The sequence below is a fragment of the Pseudomonas sp. IT-P74 genome (assembly GCF_949768175.1).
Lineage (GTDB): Bacteria > Pseudomonadota > Gammaproteobacteria > Pseudomonadales > Pseudomonadaceae > Aquipseudomonas.
Genome location: NZ_CATKQD010000077.1, coordinates 224,622 through 241,982 on the forward strand (window position 1 = coordinate 224,622; position 17,361 = coordinate 241,982).

The 17,361-nt window shown below is 60.4% G+C and carries 13 protein-coding genes; 10 read left to right on the forward strand and 3 right to left on the reverse strand.

Going from position 1 to position 17,361, the window contains the following annotated elements:
• The first annotated feature begins 76 nt into the window (after positions 1-76).
• Positions 77-1,297 (forward strand): retropepsin-like aspartic protease, encoded by a 1,221-nt coding sequence (locus ACM6J5_RS25270; protein ID WP_414929544.1) that lies wholly within the window; start codon positions 77-79, stop codon positions 1,295-1,297.
• Positions 1,298-2,088: 791 nt separating this feature from the next.
• On the opposite strand, the gene gbcA is transcribed toward ACM6J5_RS25270, so the two are convergent.
• On the reverse strand, positions 2,089-3,384 hold the full coding sequence (gbcA, locus tag ACM6J5_RS25275; RefSeq protein ID WP_095944895.1) for a glycine-betaine demethylase subunit GbcA: 1,296 nt from the start codon (positions 3,382-3,384) through the stop codon (positions 2,089-2,091).
• A 282-nt stretch (positions 3,385-3,666) separates the two neighbouring features.
• On the opposite strand from gbcA, the gene gbcB reads away from it, so the two are divergent.
• On the forward strand, positions 3,667-4,767 hold the full coding sequence (gbcB, locus tag ACM6J5_RS25280; RefSeq protein ID WP_150672036.1) for a glycine-betaine demethylase subunit GbcB: 1,101 nt from the start codon (positions 3,667-3,669) through the stop codon (positions 4,765-4,767).
• A 126-nt stretch (positions 4,768-4,893) separates the two neighbouring features.
• On the opposite strand, the gene ACM6J5_RS25285 is transcribed toward gbcB, so the two are convergent.
• Together ACM6J5_RS25285 and ACM6J5_RS25290 are read right to left on the reverse strand one after the other, a co-directional pair.
• Entirely contained in the window at positions 4,894-5,718 is an 825-nt protein-coding gene (locus ACM6J5_RS25285) for an SDR family oxidoreductase (protein WP_414929545.1), read from the reverse strand.
• Positions 5,719-5,918: 200 nt separating this feature from the next.
• Complete coding sequence (locus tag ACM6J5_RS25290) at positions 5,919-6,959, reverse strand: low specificity L-threonine aldolase (protein ID WP_095944899.1); 1,041 nt, start codon at positions 6,957-6,959, stop codon at positions 5,919-5,921.
• A 131-nt stretch (positions 6,960-7,090) separates the two neighbouring features.
• Here ACM6J5_RS25290 and ACM6J5_RS25295 point away from each other — a divergent pair, with 131 nt between their 5' ends.
• The 8 genes from ACM6J5_RS25295 to fdhA all read left to right on the forward strand — a co-directional run bounded on the left by ACM6J5_RS25295 (position 7,091) and on the right by fdhA (position 17,187).
• On the forward strand, positions 7,091-7,843 hold the full coding sequence (locus ACM6J5_RS25295) for a TraX family protein (RefSeq protein WP_414929546.1): 753 nt from the start codon (positions 7,091-7,093) through the stop codon (positions 7,841-7,843).
• Between the two features lie 284 nt (positions 7,844-8,127).
• The gene (glyA, locus tag ACM6J5_RS25300) at positions 8,128-9,381 is read left to right on the forward strand and encodes a serine hydroxymethyltransferase (RefSeq protein ID WP_046039380.1); all 1,254 of its coding nucleotides are present in this window, start codon (positions 8,128-8,130) and stop codon (positions 9,379-9,381) included.
• A 23-nt stretch (positions 9,382-9,404) separates the two neighbouring features.
• Positions 9,405-10,655 carry a sarcosine oxidase subunit beta gene (locus ACM6J5_RS25305; protein ID WP_007947735.1) on the forward strand — a complete coding sequence of 417 codons (1,251 nt, stop codon included), beginning with the start codon at positions 9,405-9,407 and terminating at the stop codon, positions 10,653-10,655.
• Positions 10,656-10,669: 14 nt separating this feature from the next.
• Positions 10,670-10,999, forward strand: coding sequence for a sarcosine oxidase subunit delta (locus ACM6J5_RS25310; protein ID WP_046039383.1), 330 nt, complete (start codon positions 10,670-10,672; stop codon positions 10,997-10,999).
• Positions 10,996-14,013: a sarcosine oxidase subunit alpha gene (locus ACM6J5_RS25315; RefSeq protein WP_414929547.1), complete on the forward strand. Its 3,018-nt coding sequence runs from the start codon at positions 10,996-10,998 to the stop codon at positions 14,011-14,013. Before ACM6J5_RS25310 ends, ACM6J5_RS25315 begins: the two co-directional genes overlap by 4 nt.
• 158 nt (positions 14,014-14,171) lie before the next feature.
• Positions 14,172-14,804 carry a sarcosine oxidase subunit gamma gene (locus tag ACM6J5_RS25320; RefSeq protein ID WP_095944903.1) on the forward strand — a complete coding sequence of 211 codons (633 nt, stop codon included), beginning with the start codon at positions 14,172-14,174 and terminating at the stop codon, positions 14,802-14,804.
• Between the two features lie 150 nt (positions 14,805-14,954).
• Complete coding sequence (gene purU / locus ACM6J5_RS25325; RefSeq protein WP_007981374.1) at positions 14,955-15,812, forward strand: formyltetrahydrofolate deformylase; 858 nt, start codon at positions 14,955-14,957, stop codon at positions 15,810-15,812.
• A 175-nt stretch (positions 15,813-15,987) separates the two neighbouring features.
• Positions 15,988-17,187 carry a formaldehyde dehydrogenase, glutathione-independent gene (gene fdhA, locus ACM6J5_RS25330; protein WP_056726583.1) on the forward strand — a complete coding sequence of 400 codons (1,200 nt, stop codon included), beginning with the start codon at positions 15,988-15,990 and terminating at the stop codon, positions 17,185-17,187.
• Positions 17,188-17,361: the final 174 nt, after the last annotated feature.

The window sequence follows — 17,361 nt, forward strand, 5'->3', positions numbered from 1 at the left end:
TATGCGCTGATCAAGGGTGCGGCATGCTTTCGGGAGTTTTCAGACATTCAGCGCTGACTCATAAAACCCTGTTTTTATGACTGGTCTGAATATGAGGACTTTCGCTCTTCTGTTGCTCTTTGCATTGGCCATGTGGTTATCCACAGGCTTGATCTCTGCGGCCCAGACAAAAGTGTCCGAGGCTGATCAGGATTTTTACCGCTGGATAGACTCCGAACAGGGCCGCAACGCGTCCCTGGCGCAACTGCGGCACCAGTGCGACAAGGTGCTGGATGCCGATAGACACCTCAGCTGTTCGGTGACGGTCTTCGCCAGAATGCTCGAAGCCAAGGCCGTCAACCAAATCCCCGAATACTACCTGGCGATAAAAGCCAGGCATGCCCGGGCGATTGCCGCCAGCGCCGATCTGAAGCCCCTGTTCTCCACGTTTGGCAGTAAATCACTGGCTATCCTGGCGGCGACCGGCGATTTCACGATCAACGGTTCGGCGCGGCATGAGGTGCTGCCGCTTCATCCGTATGCTGACGACTCATACACTGCTGAACAAGTGCTGCCATTTATCGAGGTCGGCGCGGCCAATGGTGTCTCGGCGCGTTTTGTCCTGGACACGGGCGCACCGCAAACCCGGGTTAACATCGACACTGCGAAACAGATGGGCATCAGGTTGTTGCCCGATGCTTTTTATCGCTACAGCACGTTTTATGGCGAAAAGGGCTTGGCCGCGAGACTGGGAATTCTCCGGTCGCTGAAAGTCGGCACCCGCGAGTTCAGGAACGTCCTGGTCTTTGTCAGCGACCGGGATAATCTGTTGGGGCTCGATCTGATCGGCAAGCTGGGGCGCTTGAGGATCACCAGCAGAACACTGGAGCTGAATCCGCCGCCGGCCACACGCTGTGATGCGTCGATTGTCATTAGCCGCCTGGATCTCAATCAACGGTTGGTGATGGCCGCACAGCTGGATCGCCGGGCAACGCAGGCCATCATCGATACCGGAAATGTCGACTACCTGACGGCCTCGTCGCCCGGCAGACAGCTCAGTGTCGTGCAGGGGCTGACACCCGGAAGCTCAAGCGTTTCCACCAACGACAACAAGCGTTTCCAACGCTACGACGGCGTATTGGCCCTGCAAGGCAACACCATGGCGGTCACCTACAAATACTACCCGGGCTTTACCATCCCGCCGTCGCTGATTGGTGGGCAATACGTCCCGTCGATATTGCTCGGATGGCGCGCGTTCAAAGACTTTGAGTTGAACCTGGACCTGGATTCAGGTCGCTCATGCCTCAATAAAGTTTGAGCAACGTCGGTGTTTACCCACAATCCCTGTTGGTGGTTCTGTGGATAACATGTTCGCCCCTCGCTACACCCCATACAAATCAAGCCTTGCAAGTCGTCGTTCAAAAAACAACCAGTGTTGCTCGTGGTTTTTCCAAGCTTTTTCAAGGGGATAAGTGCTGCTGTAGATGCCGACTTGCCCCCAATCTCTGTTGGCGCTTCTGTGGATAAGATGTTTGTTATCGGCTGTAGGCCTTATAAACAGCGGCTTTCATGGGTTCGATCAAAAAGTGATCAATTGGTGTGTTTGAGCCATGGAATTCCACGCAAACACCGGTTTCTTACGGGTTGTAGCGGTTTTCCACAGAGCCTTCGAAGTTAACCCCAAAGTCTGTTGGCGTTTCTGTGGATAAGGTGTTTGCGATCCTCTGTAAGCTACGCAGTCCGTGTCTTTCAGACTTGTGGCTAAAAAACGATCAGCTCGCCCGTGGAAGCATGCTTCTGGACAAGTCACGATTTATCTTTGGGTTTTGTGAAGAAAATTTGCGGTCTTTCCACAGTTGTCCCCAATAGCTGTGGGTGGAGATGTGGATAACTTGTTCGCGGAAGGCTGGGAGGTGCGGCGGGCATAGGCCTGAACGAGATAGGTCATATTTCGTACAGTTCTAATGCGCTGAGAGAAAACCTGTCGCGGGCAAGCCCCTTGTAGGAGCGAGCTTGCTCGCGAAGGTCGTGAACGATAACGCTTAAAACCAGATGCCAGCGGTGGCTTTGGGTTTTTCGCGAGCAAGCTCGCTCCTACAGGGAGTTGCTTCAGCCTTGTACTGGTACACCCTTGAGGTACGGCGCAGGCTCGGCCCCCAGGTTGCTCAGCAGGCGCTCGCTGTACCAGTCCACGAAGTTGACCACGCCGAACTCATAGGTCTTGGAGTACGGACCAGGCTGGTACGCGGTGGAGTTGATGCCGCGCTGGTTCTCTTCGGCCAGGCGACGGTCCTGGTCGTTGGTGGCGTCCCAGACCTGGCGCATACGCTCCACGTCGTAGTCCACGCCTTCGACCGCATCCTTGTGCACGATCCACTTGGTGGTGACCATGGTTTCCTGGGCGCTGATCGGCCACACGGTGAACACGATGATGTGGTCGCCCATGCAGTGGTTCCAGGAGTGCGGCAGGTGCAGGATACGCATCGAGCCCAGGTCCGGGTTCTTGATGCGGCCCATGAGCTTGGCGCAGCCCTGTTTGCCGTCCATGGTCATCGACACGGTGCCCTTGAGCAGCGGCATGCGCACGATGCGGTTACGCAGGCCGAAGCTGGCGTGGGCGTAAGGGATTTTCTCGGCTTCCCAGGCAGCGGCGGAGGCGGCTACGTGGTCCTTGAAGGCCTGGTCCGCGCGCGGGTCGGTAACGTCGTCCCACTCCAGCAGGGTTTTCAGCAGTTCCGGGTGCGACGCGTTGCAGTGGTAGCACTCACGGTTGTTTTCCAGCACCAGTTTCCAGTTGGCCTTTTCCATCAAGGTGGTGGTAATTGCCACCTTGGTGTTTTCCATGTCGTACGGTTCCATGTAATGGTTGAGCGTCGACAGGAAGTCATCGATGGCCGGCGGGTTCTCCGCCAGGCTGATGAAGATGTAGCCGCCAGCGGTCTTCACGTTCACCGGCTTGAGGCCGTACTGGTTCATGTCGAAGTCGGCGCCCATTTCGGTGCCGGCGAACAGCAGGCGGCCGTCGAGTTCGTAGGTCCACTGGTGGTAGTGGCAGACTAGCTTGGCGACCTTGCCCTTGTCGCTGGTGCACAGGCGCGAGCCACGGTGGCGGCAGACGTTGTGAAACGCATGCACCACGCCTTCGGCTCCACGAATGACGATGATCGGGTTCTTGCCGATCTGCAGGGTCAGGTAGTTGCCCTTGGTCGGGATCTCGCAGGTCATGCCGGCGATCAACCACTCTTTCTGAAAGATTTCCTGCATGTCGATATCAAACAGGCGTTCGTCAGAGTAAAACGGCTGCGGCAGCGAGAACGTGCGCTCGCGCTCTTGCAGCATCTGTGCGGTGGCCTTGCGTGCGGGTTCCAGCGGATCGCCCAGGCTCAGGGTAGTAGTGACGTCCATCGTTTAATCCTCAAGGCCATCTGCGTGGCCGGCGAAAGTGGCTAATCAGGGTTGCTACGCAAGGTGTAATGGTTGTGTCTTGGTATGGGGCGAGTGTGGGGCCGGCGCTGGCCAGAACCTTATCCATGGGCGACATGGTGCAATCTGTTCCCGACGCGCAAGCCCCGGTCGTTGGGGGCTGGTCGCGATAAGCATGTCAATGTCGCAGATAGGTAAATGGATGATTCGCGCTATACGCAGAATCGCCAACATGAAGGCCGGCAGTCGGCCGTGGAGATCAGCATGTCCAACAGCTTCCTGAACCCGGTAACCACCCAGACCTGGGCCAATGGTCGACACATCGTCCGTTGCGTCAAAGTCATCCAGGAAACCTGGGATGTGCGCACCTTTTGCTTCATGGCCGACCAGCCGATCCTGTTCTTCTTCAAACCGGGGCAGTTTGTCACCCTGGAGCTGGAGATTGAAGGCCAGCCGATCATGCGTTCGTACACCATTTCCAGCTCGCCGTCAGTGCCGTACAGCTTTTCGGTGACCATCAAGCGCGTGCCGGGCGGCAAGGTGTCCAACTGGCTGCACGACACGCTGCACGAAGGCCAGGAGCTGGCGGTGCACGGGCCGGTCGGACTGTTCAATGCCATGGACTTCACCGCGCCGAAAGTGCTCTACCTCAGCGGCGGCGTTGGTATCACGCCGGTCATGTCCATGGCGCGCTGGTTCTATGACACCAACGGCAATGTCGACATGGTGTTTATTCACAGCGCCCGTTCGCCCAAAGACATCATTTACCACCGCGAACTGGAACATATGGCATCGCGGATCGAAAACTTCAGCCTGCACCTGATCTGCGAGAAGCACGGCATGGGTGAGCCCTGGGCCGGTTATCGCGGTTACCTGAACCACAGAATGCTTGAATTGATGGCGCCGGACTTCCTTGAGCGCGAAGTGTTCTGCTGTGGGCCGACACCCTATATGAATGCGGTCAAGCGCTTGCTGGAAGCCGCTGGCTTCGACATGTCGCGTTATCACGAAGAATCCTTCGGTGCGACCCCGCCAGAGGCGCGCGCTGACGCCGTGGAACACGCCGAACAAGCGGCCGAGGCGCCGGAAGTCGACGTGGCGGATCTGCACCAGGTGGAATTCACGGCGTCCGGCAAGAGCATTCGTGTGGCCCCGGGCGAGACCGTGCATGCGGCGGCGGCCAAAGTCGGCCTGATGATTCCGAAAGCCTGCGGCATGGGGATTTGCGGGACTTGCAAGGTACTGAAGCTGGGCGGCGAAGTGGAGATGGATCACAACGGCGGGATCACCGAGGAAGACGAGGCTGAAGGGTTCATCCTGTCGTGCTGCAGCGTGCCGAAAGGCGACGTGCGGATCGAGTTCTGATCAACACCGATCTACTGTAGGAGCGAGCCTGCTCGCGATGAACCTGAGAACACCGCGGGGTGTCAGGTTGCCAGCGATATCGTTGACGTCCATCGCGAGCAGGCTCGCTCCTACAGGGGAGGGTGTTCAGTCGACAAACAGGTCCGTCATGAGTTTGTCGCTGCTGTCCGGCGCGAACCGATAGTGTTCGAATTCCGTCACACCGCTTTCCCGCAGAATTTCCTCATCAATCAGCAAGCGCCCGGTCAGGCTGCGGTTTGCGCTGCTCAGAATCACATGGGCGGCATCCGCCATGATCGTCGGCAGACGCGCATGCTTGAACGACTCCCTCGACCCCAGCTGAAACTCGATCGCGGCAGTGGCGATCATGGTCTGTGGCCACAGCGAGTTGACGCTGATCCCGTAGTTCTTGAATTCCTCGCTCATGCCCAAAGTCAGCATGCTCATGCCGTACTTGGTGACGGTGTAGGGGCTGTATTGGGCGAACCACTTGGTGGCCAGGTTCAGCGGCGGAGACAGGTTGAGGATGTGGCCGCCGGACTTCTTCAGGTACGGCAACGCAGCCTGACTGCACAGCAAGACGGCGCGGGTGTTGATCTGGTGCATCAGATCGAAGCGCTTGAGCTCAAGGTGCTGGACCCCGGTGAGCTTGATCGCCCCGGCGTTGTTGATCAGTGCATCGATGCTGCCGAAATGTTCGTTGGCCTGGGCCAGGGCCGCACGTACGGCATCCTCTTCACGCACATCCACCTGCAAGGCCAGCGCCTTGCCGCCCGCGGCTTCCACTTCCTTGGCCACACTGAAAATCGTGCCTGGCAGCTTGGCGTGGGGTTCGGCACTTTTGGCGGCGATCACGATGTTGGCCCCATCGCGTGCGGCCCGCAGCGCGATCTCGCGACCGATGCCGCGGCTGGCGCCGGTGATGAACAGGGTTTTGCCTTGCAATGACATGCTGACGCTCCTGATTGTTGTTATGTGAGCGGGGTGGCTCGACAGACAATGTAGACGAAGTCTTCAGGTGCGGACTGTCAGGGGATGCGGAGGGCTTTTGTAGGAGTGAGCCTGCTCGCGATAGCGGTCTTTCATCCAGCAGATCTGGTGAATGATCGGGCCTCATCGCGAGCAGGCTCGCTCCCACAGGGTTTGTGGCGTTAGTGAGACATCACTTCACGGATATCCCGCGCCAATTCACGCACGCGCTCTTCCTCGGTATCCCACGAGCACATGAAGCGTGCGCCGCCGTTGCCGATGAAGGTGTAGAAGCGCCAGCCCTTGGCGGTCAGTGCGGCGATGGCCGGTTCCGACAGTTGCAGGAACACGCCGTTGGCCTGTACCGGGAACATCAGTTCCACGCCAGGGATGTCGCTGACCAGTTCGGCCAGCAATTGCGCGCAGTGGTTGGCGTGGTTGGCGTATTTGAGCCAGGCGTCGTTTTCCAGGATCCCGACCCACGGCGCCGACAGGAAGCGCATTTTTGAAGCCAGCTGCCCGGCTTGCTTGCAGCGGTAATCGAAGTCTTCAGCCAGTTTATGGTTGAAGAACAGAATCGCCTCGCCCACCGCCATGCCGTTTTTCGTGCCGCCAAAGCACAGCACGTCGACGCCGGCCTTCCAGGTCAGATCAGCCGGAGTGCAGCCGAGGAATGCGCAGGCGTTGGAGAACCGTGCGCCGTCCATGTGCAGGTTCAGGCCCAGTTCCTTGCAGGTGGCGCTGATGGCGCGAATTTCGTCCGGGGTGTAGACGCTGCCGACTTCAGTGGCCTGGGTCAGGGTCACAACGCGGGGTTTCGGGTAGTGGATGTCCTGGCGCTTGAGCGCGACTTCGCGGATCGATTCCGGGGTCAGCTTGCCGTTTTCAGTGCGGGCGATCAGCAGTTTGGAACCGTTGGAGAAGAACTCCGGGGCGCCGCATTCGTCGGTTTCGACGTGGGCGGTTTCCGAGCAGATCACGCTGTGGTAACTCTGGCATAGCGACGACAGCGCCAGCGAGTTGGCGGCGGTGCCGTTGAAGGCGAAAAACACTTCGCAGTCGGTCGCAAACAGTTTGCGGAAATCATCGGACGCGCGGGCGGTCCACTCGTCGTCGCCGTATGCGCGCTGGTGGCCGTGGTTGGCCTGTTCCATGGCAGCCCATGCTTCAGGGCAGATGCCGGAATAGTTGTCGCTGGCGAATTGTTGGCTCTTGTCGGTCATGGCCTGCTTCCGTGGTCGAGATGCCTATGGTGAAGCGTCCCGTGGTAATGAGGGTGCGCACTGTACCCAAGATCGTCAGGTAGAGCGCACAGGATGTCGCTGTCGGGAACATACACAGTCGAAGGGCAATTATGCACGTGACTATTCACAAGAGCATGCACAAGGCCATGCACTTAAAACAGCGCGACGGTGCACTGGATCTGCTCAAGTGGCTGGCGCTTTTGAGCATGGTGCTCGATCACCTGCGATATGTCGGTTATTCCGCCGATTGGCTGTATGTGCCGGGGCGCCTGGCGTTTCCGTGGTTCTGCCTGGCAATGGCGGCCAATCTGGCGCGCGCGCGAACTACGACGACCGGTGGCCAGTGGCGCTATCTGGGCTGGTTGTTGCTGTTTAGCGCGGTGAGTGAAATTCCTTACCGGATGTATATTCCCAATCCCGACACCTTGAACGTACTGCCCACCCTTGCCCTGGGTTTGCTGGTGATTCGTGGCTGGCAGCAGCCGGTGTTTGCCTCGCGCCTGCTGGCCGTTGGCGCGTTGCTGCTGGTAGGGGTTTTCTCCCAGCGATTGATGTTCGGGTTTTTTGGCGTGCTGTTGCCGCTGGCGATGCTGCTGTTACTGCAGCGGCCCTGGTATTTCGCGCTGTTGGCGGGGGTGGTATGCCTGGCGGCCAATCAGTGGCAGGTACTGTATTACGCCACTCGTCTGGGCAATGTCGCGGCGATTCCGGCCATCGTCACGTGCCTGATTGCGCCATGGCTCGGGCTGTTCTTGTTGCGACATGCAAAGGGCGTAAAACCACCGCCGATGCGGCGCTGGGCGTATGCGCTCTATCCCGCGCATTTCCTGTTATTGCTCGCAGTGCGACAGGTCATCGCCTGACCCTGTAGGAGTGAGCCTGCTCGCGATGGCGGCGCCACATTCGGTAATGATGGTGGCTGACCCACCGCTATCGCGAGCAGGCTCGCTCCTACAGAGGATCTGCGCCGGATCGACGGTCGTGTCCGGCATGCCATTTACCGTCATGTCGTAAACGCACCTTTGCGTGGCGCCCGTAGGCATTTGACGACTCCAAGCCAGTCATACCATCGCTACCAAAGGGCACTGCCGAAACGCCAGTGCCTCACCGAGACGAATGGCGCACCACCGCCGCTGGGAGAGACGCGATGTTCAGCAAGCAAGACCAGATCCAGGGTTACGACGATGCACTGCTGGCGGCGATGAATGCCGAGGAGCAACGTCAGGAAGATCATATCGAGCTGATCGCGTCGGAGAACTACACCAGCAAGCGCGTGATGGAAGCGCAAGGCAGCGGCCTGACCAACAAATATGCCGAAGGCTATCCGGGCAAGCGCTACTACGGTGGCTGCGAGCACGTTGATAAGGTTGAGGCGCTGGCCATCGAGCGCGCCAAGCAGCTGTTCGGCGCCGATTACGCCAACGTGCAGCCGCACTCCGGTTCCTCGGCCAACAGCGCCGTGTACCTGGCCCTGCTGCAAGCCGGCGACACCATCCTCGGCATGAGCCTGGCCCACGGCGGTCACCTGACCCACGGCGCCAAAGTGTCGTCCTCGGGCAAGCTGTACAACGCCGTGCAGTACGGCATCGACACCAAGACCGGTCTGATCGATTACGACGAAGTCGAGCGCCTGGCCGTCGAGTGCAAGCCGAAGATGATCGTTGCCGGCTTCTCGGCCTACTCCAAGACCCTGGACTTCCCGCGCTTCCGCCAGATCGCCGACAAGGTCGGTGCGCTGCTGTTCGTCGACATGGCCCACGTTGCCGGTCTGGTCGCAGCTGGTCTGTATCCGAACCCGCTGCCTTACGCTGACGTGGTCACCACCACCACCCACAAGACCCTGCGCGGTCCGCGTGGTGGCCTGATCCTGGCCAAGTCCAACGAAGAAATCGAGAAGAAGCTCAACGCGGCAGTTTTCCCGGGTGCCCAGGGCGGCCCGCTGATGCACGTGATCGCCGGTAAGGCCGTGTGCTTCAAGGAAGCGCTGGAGCCTGGCTTCAAGGTTTACCAACAACAAGTGATCGACAACGCCCAGGCCATGGCCGGCGTGTTTATCAAACGCGGCTACGATGTAGTGTCCGGCGGTACCGACAACCACCTGTTCCTGGTCAGCCTGATCCGTCAGGGCCTCACCGGCAAAGAGGCGGATGCAGCACTCGGTCGCGCCCACATCACTGTGAACAAGAACGCTGTCCCGAACGATCCACAGTCGCCGTTCGTGACCTCCGGCCTGCGCATCGGCACCCCGGCGGTCACCACTCGCGGCTTCAAGGTGACCCAGTGCGTCACGCTGGCCGGCTGGATCTGCGACATCCTCGACAACCTCGGCGACGCCGATGTCGAGGCCAATGTCGCCGAGCAAGTGGCAGCCCTGTGCGCGGACTTCCCGGTTTATCGCTGAGTGCGGTTTTGGAGTAAATGACTATGCAACGCTACTCGGGCTTCGGCCTCTTCAAACACTCTCTCAGCCATCATGAAAACTGGCAGAAAATGTGGCGCACGCCGACCCCTAAAAAGGTCTACGACGTGGTCATCGTCGGCGGTGGCGGGCATGGTCTCGCCACGGCCTACTACCTGGCCAAGGAACACGGCATCACCAACGTGGCCGTGGTCGAGAAAGGCTGGCTGGGCGGCGGTAACACCGCGCGCAACACCACCATCGTTCGCTCCAACTACCTGTGGGACGAGTCGGCGCACCTGTACGAACACGCGATGAAACTGTGGGAAGGCCTGTCCCAGGACCTGAACTACAACGTGATGTTCTCCCAGCGCGGCGTCTACAACCTGTGCCACACCCTGCAGGACATCCGTGATTCCGAGCGTCGGGTCAGCGCCAACCGCCTCAACGGCGTGGACGGTGAACTGCTCGATGCCAAGCAGGTTGCCGATGAGATTCCGTACCTCGACTGCTCGAAAAACACTCGCTACCCGGTGATGGGCGCTACCGTCCAGCGTCGCGGCGGTGTGGCCCGTCACGATGCCGTGGCCTGGGGCTTTGCCCGGGCCGCCGACGCCCTGGGCGTGGACCTGATCCAGCAGACCGAAGTGATCGGTTTCCGCAAGGAAAACGGCGTGTGCATCGGCGTTGAAACCAACAAGGGCTTCATCGGCGCCAAGCGCGTCGGCGTAGTGACCGCCGGTAACTCCGGGCACATGGCCAAACTTGCCGGTTTCCGCCTGCCGATCGAATCCCACCCGCTGCAAGCGCTGGTGTCCGAGCCGATCAAGCCGATTATCGACAGCGTGATCATGTCCAACGCCGTACACGGCTACATCAGCCAGTCCGACAAGGGCGACCTGGTGATCGGTGCCGGTATCGACGGCTACAACGGCTACGGCCAGCGTGGTTCGTACCCGGTGATCGAGCACACCATCCAGGCCATCGTCGAGATGTTCCCGGTGCTGTCGCGCGTACGCATGAACCGCCAGTGGGGCGGCATCGTCGACACCACGCCGGATGCCTGCCCGATCATTTCGAAAACCCCGGTACCGAACATGTTCTTCAACTGCGGTTGGGGTACCGGTGGCTTCAAGGCCACACCTGGCTCGGGCAACGTGTTTGCCGCGAGCCTGGCCAAGGGTGAAATGCACCCATTGGCCGCACCTTTCTCCATCGACCGTTTCCACAACGGTGCGTTGATCGATGAACACGGCGCTGCTGCGGTTGCCCACTAACAGGAGAAATCCCCATGTTGCATATCTTCTGTCCTCACTGCGGCGAACTGCGCTCCGAAGAGGAATTCCATGCATCCGGCCAGGCGCACATCCCGCGTCCACTGGATCCGAACACCTGCACCGACGAGGAGTGGGGCGACTACATGTTCTTCCGCGATAACCCGCGCGGTCTGCACCACGAACTGTGGGATCACGTCGCCGGTTGCCGTCAGTACTTCAACGTCACCCGCGACACCGTGACCTACGAGATTCTCGAAACCTACAAGATCGGCACCAAGCCACAATTCACCGACAAGACCGATAGCCCGAAAGCGGCCAGCACGGCTCTGGGAGAGAAGGTATGAGCCAGATCAATCGCCTGTCCAACGGCGGACGGATCGACCGCAACAAAGTCTTGACCTTCACCTTCAACGGCCAGAACTACAAAGGCTTCGAAGGCGATTCCCTGGCCGCTGCACTGCTGGCCAACGGCGTCGACATCATCGGTCGCAGCTTCAAGTATTCCCGTCCGCGCGGCATTTTCGCCGCCGGTGCCGAAGAGCCGAACGCGGTGCTGCAGATCGGCGCCACCGAAGCCACGCAGATCCCGAACGTGCGCGCCACGCAACAGGCGCTGTATCAAGGCCTGGTCGCCACCAGCACCAACGGCTGGCCGAGCGTGAACAACGACATGATGGGGATTCTCGGCAAGGTCGGCGGCAAGCTGATGCCACCGGGCTTCTACTACAAAACCTTCATGTACCCGCAATCGTTCTGGATGACTTACGAGAAGTACATCCGCAAGGCCGCCGGCCTGGGTCGCTCGCCGACCGAGAACGATCCGGACACCTACGACTACATGAACCAGCACTGCGACGTGCTGATCGTCGGTGCCGGCCCTGCCGGTCTGGCCGCAGCACTGGCCGCTGCGCGCAGCGGTGCCCGTGTGATCCTGGCGGACGAACAGGAAGAGTTCGGCGGCAGCCTGCTCGACTCCCGCGAAAGCCTCGACGGCAAGCCTGCGATGGAGTGGGTGGCCAGCGTCATTGACGAGCTGAAGAACACCCCGGACGTGCTGCTGTTGCCGCGCGCTACCGTCAACGGCTACCACGACCATAACTTCCTGACCATTCACGAGCGTCTGACCGATCACCTCGGCGACCGCGCACCGATTGGCCAGGTGCGTCAGCGCATCCACCGGGTCCGCGCCAATCGCGTGGTACTGGCGACCGGCGCTCACGAGCGTCCACTGGTCTATGGCAACAACGACGTACCGGGCAACATGCTCGCCGGCGCCATCTCGACCTACGTGCGTCGTTACGGCGTGGCACCGGGCAAGAAGCTGGTGCTGTCGACCAACAACGACCACGCCTACCGCGTTGCCCTGGATTGGCTCGATGCCAGCCTGCAAGTGGTGGCGATCGCCGACGCCCGCAGCAATCCCCGTGGTGCGCTGGTGGAAGAAGCCCGCGCCAAAGGCATCCGCATTCTCACCGGTAGCGCCGTGATCGAAGCCCGTGGCAGCAAGCGCGTGACCGCTGCCCGTGTGGCCGCGATCGATGTCAAGGCCCACACCGTGACCAGCCCGGGTGAATGGCTCGACTGCGACGTGGTCGCCAGCTCCGGCGGCTACAGCCCGGTGGTTCACCTGGCTTCGCACTTGGGCGGCAAGCCGACCTGGCGTGAAGATATCCTCGGTTTCGTACCGGGCGAAGCACCGCAGAAACGCGTGTGCGTCGGTGGTATCAACGGCGTCTACGGCCTTGGCGATTCCCTGGCCGACGGTTTTGAAGGTGGCGTTCGCGCTGCTGCCGAAGCCGGCTTCCAATCGGTCGAAGGCGTACTGCCGAAAGCCCTGAGCCGTCTCGAAGAACCGACCCTGGCGCTGTTCCAGGTGCCGCATGAAAAGAACACCGCACGGGCGCCGAAGCAATTCGTCGACCTGCAAAACGACGTCACCGCCGCCGCCATCGAACTGGCGACCCGCGAGGGCTTCGAGTCGGTCGAGCACGTCAAGCGCTACACGGCGCTGGGCTTCGGTACCGATCAGGGCAAGCTCGGCAACGTCAACGGCCTGGCCATCGCTGCCCGCTCGTTGAACGTGACCATCCCGCAGATGGGCACCACCATGTTCCGTCCGAACTACACGCCGGTGACTTTCGGCGCCGTGGCCGGTCGTCACTGTGGGCACATCTTCGAGCCGGTGCGCTACACCGCACTGCATCAATGGCACCTGAAAAACGGCGCCGAGTTCGAAGACGTCGGTCAGTGGAAGCGTCCTTGGTACTTCCCGAAATCCGGTGAAGACCTGCATGCCGCCGTTAAGCGCGAATGCAAAGCCGTGCGCGACAGCGTCGGCCTGCTGGATGCTTCGACCCTGGGCAAGATCGACATCCAGGGCCCGGATGCGCGTGAGTTCCTCAACCGCGTCTACACCAACGCCTGGACCAAGCTCGATGTGGGCAAGGCCCGTTATGGCCTGATGTGCAAAGAAGACGGCATGGTCTTCGACGACGGCGTGACGGCTTGCCTGGCCGACAACCATTTCGTCATGACCACCACCACCGGCGGCGCGGCTCGCGTACTGCAGTGGCTGGAGCTGTACCACCAGACCGAATGGCCGGACATGAAGGTGTTCTTCACCTCCGTCACCGACCACTGGGCGACCATGACCCTGTCCGGGCCGAACAGCCGCAAGCTGCTCGCTGAAGTCACCGACATCGACCTGAGCAGCGAAGCGTTCCCGTTCATGACCTGGAAAGAAGGTCTGGTCGGTGGTGTGCCGGCGCGGGTATTCCGGATTTCGTTTACCGGTGAGCTGTCGTACGAAGTCAACGTGCAAGCCGACTACGCCATGGGCGTGCTGGAAAAAATCGTCGATGCCGGCAAGAAGTACAACCTGACCCCGTACGGCACCGAAACCATGCACGTACTGCGGGCCGAGAAGGGCTTCATCATCGTCGGTCAGGACACTGACAGCTCGATGACCCCGGACGACCTGAACATGGGCTGGTGTGTCGGTCGCACCAAACCGTTCTCGTGGATCGGCTGGCGTGGCATGAACCGTGAAGACTGCGTGCGTGATCAGCGCAAGCAACTGGTTGGCCTGAAGCCGATCGATCCGAACAAATGGCTGCCGGAAGGCGCGCAACTGGTGTTCAACACCAAGCAGGCGATCCCGATGACCATGGTCGGTCACGTGACCTCCAGTTACCTGCACAACTCCCTGGGCTATTCGTTTGCCATGGGCGTGGTCAAGGGCGGTCTGAACCGCATGGGCGAGCGCGTGTTCGCACCGCTGGCCGACGGCAGCGTGATCGAGGCGGAAATCGTTTCTTCGGTGTTCTTCGATCCGAAAGGCGAACGCCAGAACGTTTGATGGTTCGGATCCTGTGGGGTGCAGCTGCACCGTGGTGAATTCATCGCGAGCAGGCTCACTCCTACAGGTGACCGCGTAACCCTTGTAGGAGTGAGCCTGCTCGCGATGGCGGCAGTGCAGCCACCACAGGAACCAACAGAATTCAGAACAGGTGCTTTATGACCGCAGCCAATGTTTACCAACAACGCCCAACCACCGGGGCCAAGGCCGAGTCGTCGCTGCATCACGCCGACCTCGCCAGCCTGGTGGGCAAGGGTCGCAAGAACGCCGGTGTGACCGTGCGTGAGAAAAAACTCCTCGGCCACCTGACCATCCGTGGCGATGGCCACGATGCCGCATTCGCCGCGGGCGTGCACAAGGCCCTGGGCATCGAATTGCCGGGTGCGCTGAGCGTCATCGTCAAAGGTGAAACCAGCCTGCAATGGATGGGGCCGGATGAATGGCTGCTGATCGTGCCGACCGGTGAAGAACTGGCCGCCGAGCAAAAACTGCGCGAAGCACTGGGCGATCTGCACATTGCAATCGTCAACGTCAGCGGTGGCCAGCAACTCCTCGAACTGAGCGGCCCGAACGTGCGCCAGGTGCTGATGAAATCCACCAGCTACGACGTGCATCCGAACAACTTCCCGGTAGGTAAAGCCGTCGGCACGGTGTTCGCCAAGTCGCAACTGATGATCCGTCACACCGCCGAAGACACCTGGGAACTGCTGATTCGTCGCAGCTTCTCGGAGTACTGGTGGTTGTGGTTGCAGGATGCTTCTGCCGAGTTCGGGCTGAGCGTTCAGGCTTGATCACCACCTGACCCTGTAGGAGCGAGCTTGCTCGCGATGGACTTGAGAGCGACGCGTTAAGTCAGGAAGTACGCGTCATCGTTGACGACCATCGCGAGCAGGCTCACTCCTACAGTAGGCATCCACCGATTTCTCAGGAGTCACCGTACTATGAGCCGCGCCCCAGACACATGGATTCTGACCGCCGACTGCCCCAGCGTACTCGGCACGGTGGATGCGGTGACCCGCTTTCTGTTCGAGCAGGGCTGCTACGTCACCGAGCACCATTCCTTCGATGACCGGCTCTCGGGCCGTTTCTTCATTCGTGTGGAGTTCCGCCAGCCTGACGGTTTCGACGAGCAGTCCTTCCGCGCGGGCCTGGCCGAGCGCGGTGAAGCCTTCGGCATGATCTTCGAACTGACCGCGCCGAACTATCGGCCGAAAGTGGTGATCATGGTCTCCAAGGCCGATCACTGCCTCAACGACTTGCTCTATCGCCAGCGCATCGGCCAGTTGTCGATGGACGTCGCCGCCGTGGTCTCCAACCACCCGGACCTCAAGCCACTGGCTGACTGGCACCAGATTCCGTACTACCACTTCCCGCTGGACCCGAACGACAAGCCGTCGCAAGAGCGTCAGGTGTGGCAGGTGATTGAAGAGTCCGGTGCGGAACTGGTGATCCTTGCGCGCTACATGCAAGTGCTGTCGCCGGAACTGTGTCGCAAGCTCGATGGCAAGGCGATCAATATCCACCACTCCCTGCTGCCCGGTTTCAAGGGCGCCAAGCCCTATCACCAGGCCTACAACAAGGGCGTGAAACTGGTGGGCGCCACCGCGCATTACATCAACAACGACCTGGATGAAGGCCCGATCATTGCCCAGGGCGTCGAGGCGGTGGATCACAGCCATTACCCGGAAGACCTGATTGCCAAGGGGCGGGATATCGAAGGGCTGACCCTGGCCCGAGCCGTCGGGTATCACATTGAGAGACGCGTGTTTTTAAACGCGAACAGAACAGTCGTTCTTTAGATTGCCATCGCGAGCAGGCTCACTCCTACATTGGAATGCATACCCCTGTAGGAGCGAGCCTGCTCGCGATAGCGGCATAACAGACAACACAAGACACACAGGCAATAACCCAAGCACTTAACGCGCTGCCTGCCTGGGCAACGCGGTTCCATAAAAACAACAGCGAGGTGAAAGCATGTCTGGTAATCGTGGTGTGGTGTATCTCGGCGCTGGCAAGGTCGAAGTACAGAGTATTGACTATCCGAAAATGCAGGACCCGCGCGGCAGGAAGATTAACCACGCCGTCATCCTGCGTGTGGTTTCCACCAACATCTGTGGTTCCGACCAGCACATGGTGCGCGGTCGTACCACGGCGCAAACCGGCCTGGTGCTGGGTCATGAGATCACCGGTGAAGTGATCGAGAAGGGCAGCGACGTCGAGAACCTGCAAATCGGCGACCTGGTGTCCGTACCGTTCAACGTGGCTTGCGGGCGCTGCCGTTCCTGCAAAGAAATGCACACCGGCGTCTGCCTGAGCGTCAACCCGGCGCGTCCGGGCGGTGCTTATGGTTACGTCGACATGGGCGACTGGACCGGCGGCCAGGCCGAATACGCCATGGTGCCGTATGCCGACTTCAACCTGCTGAAACTGCCGGATCGCGACCGGGCGATGGAAAAAATCCGCGACCTGACCTGCCTCTCCGACATTCTGCCGACCGGCTATCACGGTGCCGTGACCGCTGGCGTCGGCCCGGGCAGCACCGTGTACATCGCCGGTGCCGGTCCGGTCGGCCTGGCGGCGGCCGCATCCGCTCGCCTGCTGGGTGCGGCGGTGGTGATCGTCGGTGACGTCAACACCGTCCGCCTGGCCCACGCCAAGGCCCAGGGTTTCGAAATCGCCGACCTGTCACTGGACACGCCGCTGCACGAACAGATCGCCGCACTGCTGGGCGAACCGGAAGTGGATTGCGCCATCGACGCCGTTGGCTTCGAAGCCCGTGGCCACGGCCATGACGGCGTGAAACACGAAGCCCCGGCCACCGTACTCAACTCGCTGATGGGCGTGGTGCGTGTGGCAGGCAAGATCGGTATCCCCGGCCTCTACGTGACCGAAGACCCGGGTGCCGTCGACGCTGCGGCGAAAATGGGCAGCCTGAGCATCCGCTTCGGCCTGGGCTGGGCCAAATCCCACAGCTTCCACACCGGCCAGACCCCGGTGATGAAGTACAACCGCGCGCTCATGCAAGCGATCATGTGGGACCGTATCAACATCGCCGAAGTGGTAGGCGTTCAGGTGATCAGCCTGGACCAGGCTCCACAGGGGTATGGCGAGTTTGACGCGGGCGTGCCGAAGAAGTTTGTGATCGATCCGCACAAGATGTTCAGCGCGGCGTAAGTCTTTGCGTAATACAAAACGGCGACCTTCGGGTCGCCGTTTTTGTTTGGATATCTTTTTCAAACGGTTGCCCGGTCATGCCATTCATCGCACGGCATCCAGGGATTCACGTTTCTTATGCGTGACCTGTGTAAAAACGGATGCGCGGCAAGGAACATGATTGAAGATGCCCGG

Coding starts and splice junctions, on each gene's coding strand:
- ACM6J5_RS25270 (WP_414929544.1), top strand. CDS start 77: ATGACTGGTCTGAATATGAGGACTTTCGCTCTTCTGTTGCTCTTTGCA.
- gbcA (WP_095944895.1), bottom strand. CDS start 3,384: ATGGACGTCACTACTACCCTGAGCCTGGGCGATCCGCTGGAACCCGCA.
- gbcB (WP_150672036.1), top strand. CDS start 3,667: ATGTCCAACAGCTTCCTGAACCCGGTAACCACCCAGACCTGGGCCAAT.
- ACM6J5_RS25285 (WP_414929545.1), bottom strand. CDS start 5,718: ATGTCATTGCAAGGCAAAACCCTGTTCATCACCGGCGCCAGCCGCGGC.
- ACM6J5_RS25290 (WP_095944899.1), bottom strand. CDS start 6,959: ATGACCGACAAGAGCCAACAATTCGCCAGCGACAACTATTCCGGCATC.
- ACM6J5_RS25295 (WP_414929546.1), top strand. CDS start 7,091: ATGCACGTGACTATTCACAAGAGCATGCACAAGGCCATGCACTTAAAA.
- glyA (WP_046039380.1), top strand. CDS start 8,128: ATGTTCAGCAAGCAAGACCAGATCCAGGGTTACGACGATGCACTGCTG.
- ACM6J5_RS25305 (WP_007947735.1), top strand. CDS start 9,405: ATGCAACGCTACTCGGGCTTCGGCCTCTTCAAACACTCTCTCAGCCAT.
- ACM6J5_RS25310 (WP_046039383.1), top strand. CDS start 10,670: ATGTTGCATATCTTCTGTCCTCACTGCGGCGAACTGCGCTCCGAAGAG.
- ACM6J5_RS25315 (WP_414929547.1), top strand. CDS start 10,996: ATGAGCCAGATCAATCGCCTGTCCAACGGCGGACGGATCGACCGCAAC.
- ACM6J5_RS25320 (WP_095944903.1), top strand. CDS start 14,172: ATGACCGCAGCCAATGTTTACCAACAACGCCCAACCACCGGGGCCAAG.
- purU (WP_007981374.1), top strand. CDS start 14,955: ATGAGCCGCGCCCCAGACACATGGATTCTGACCGCCGACTGCCCCAGC.
- fdhA (WP_056726583.1), top strand. CDS start 15,988: ATGTCTGGTAATCGTGGTGTGGTGTATCTCGGCGCTGGCAAGGTCGAA.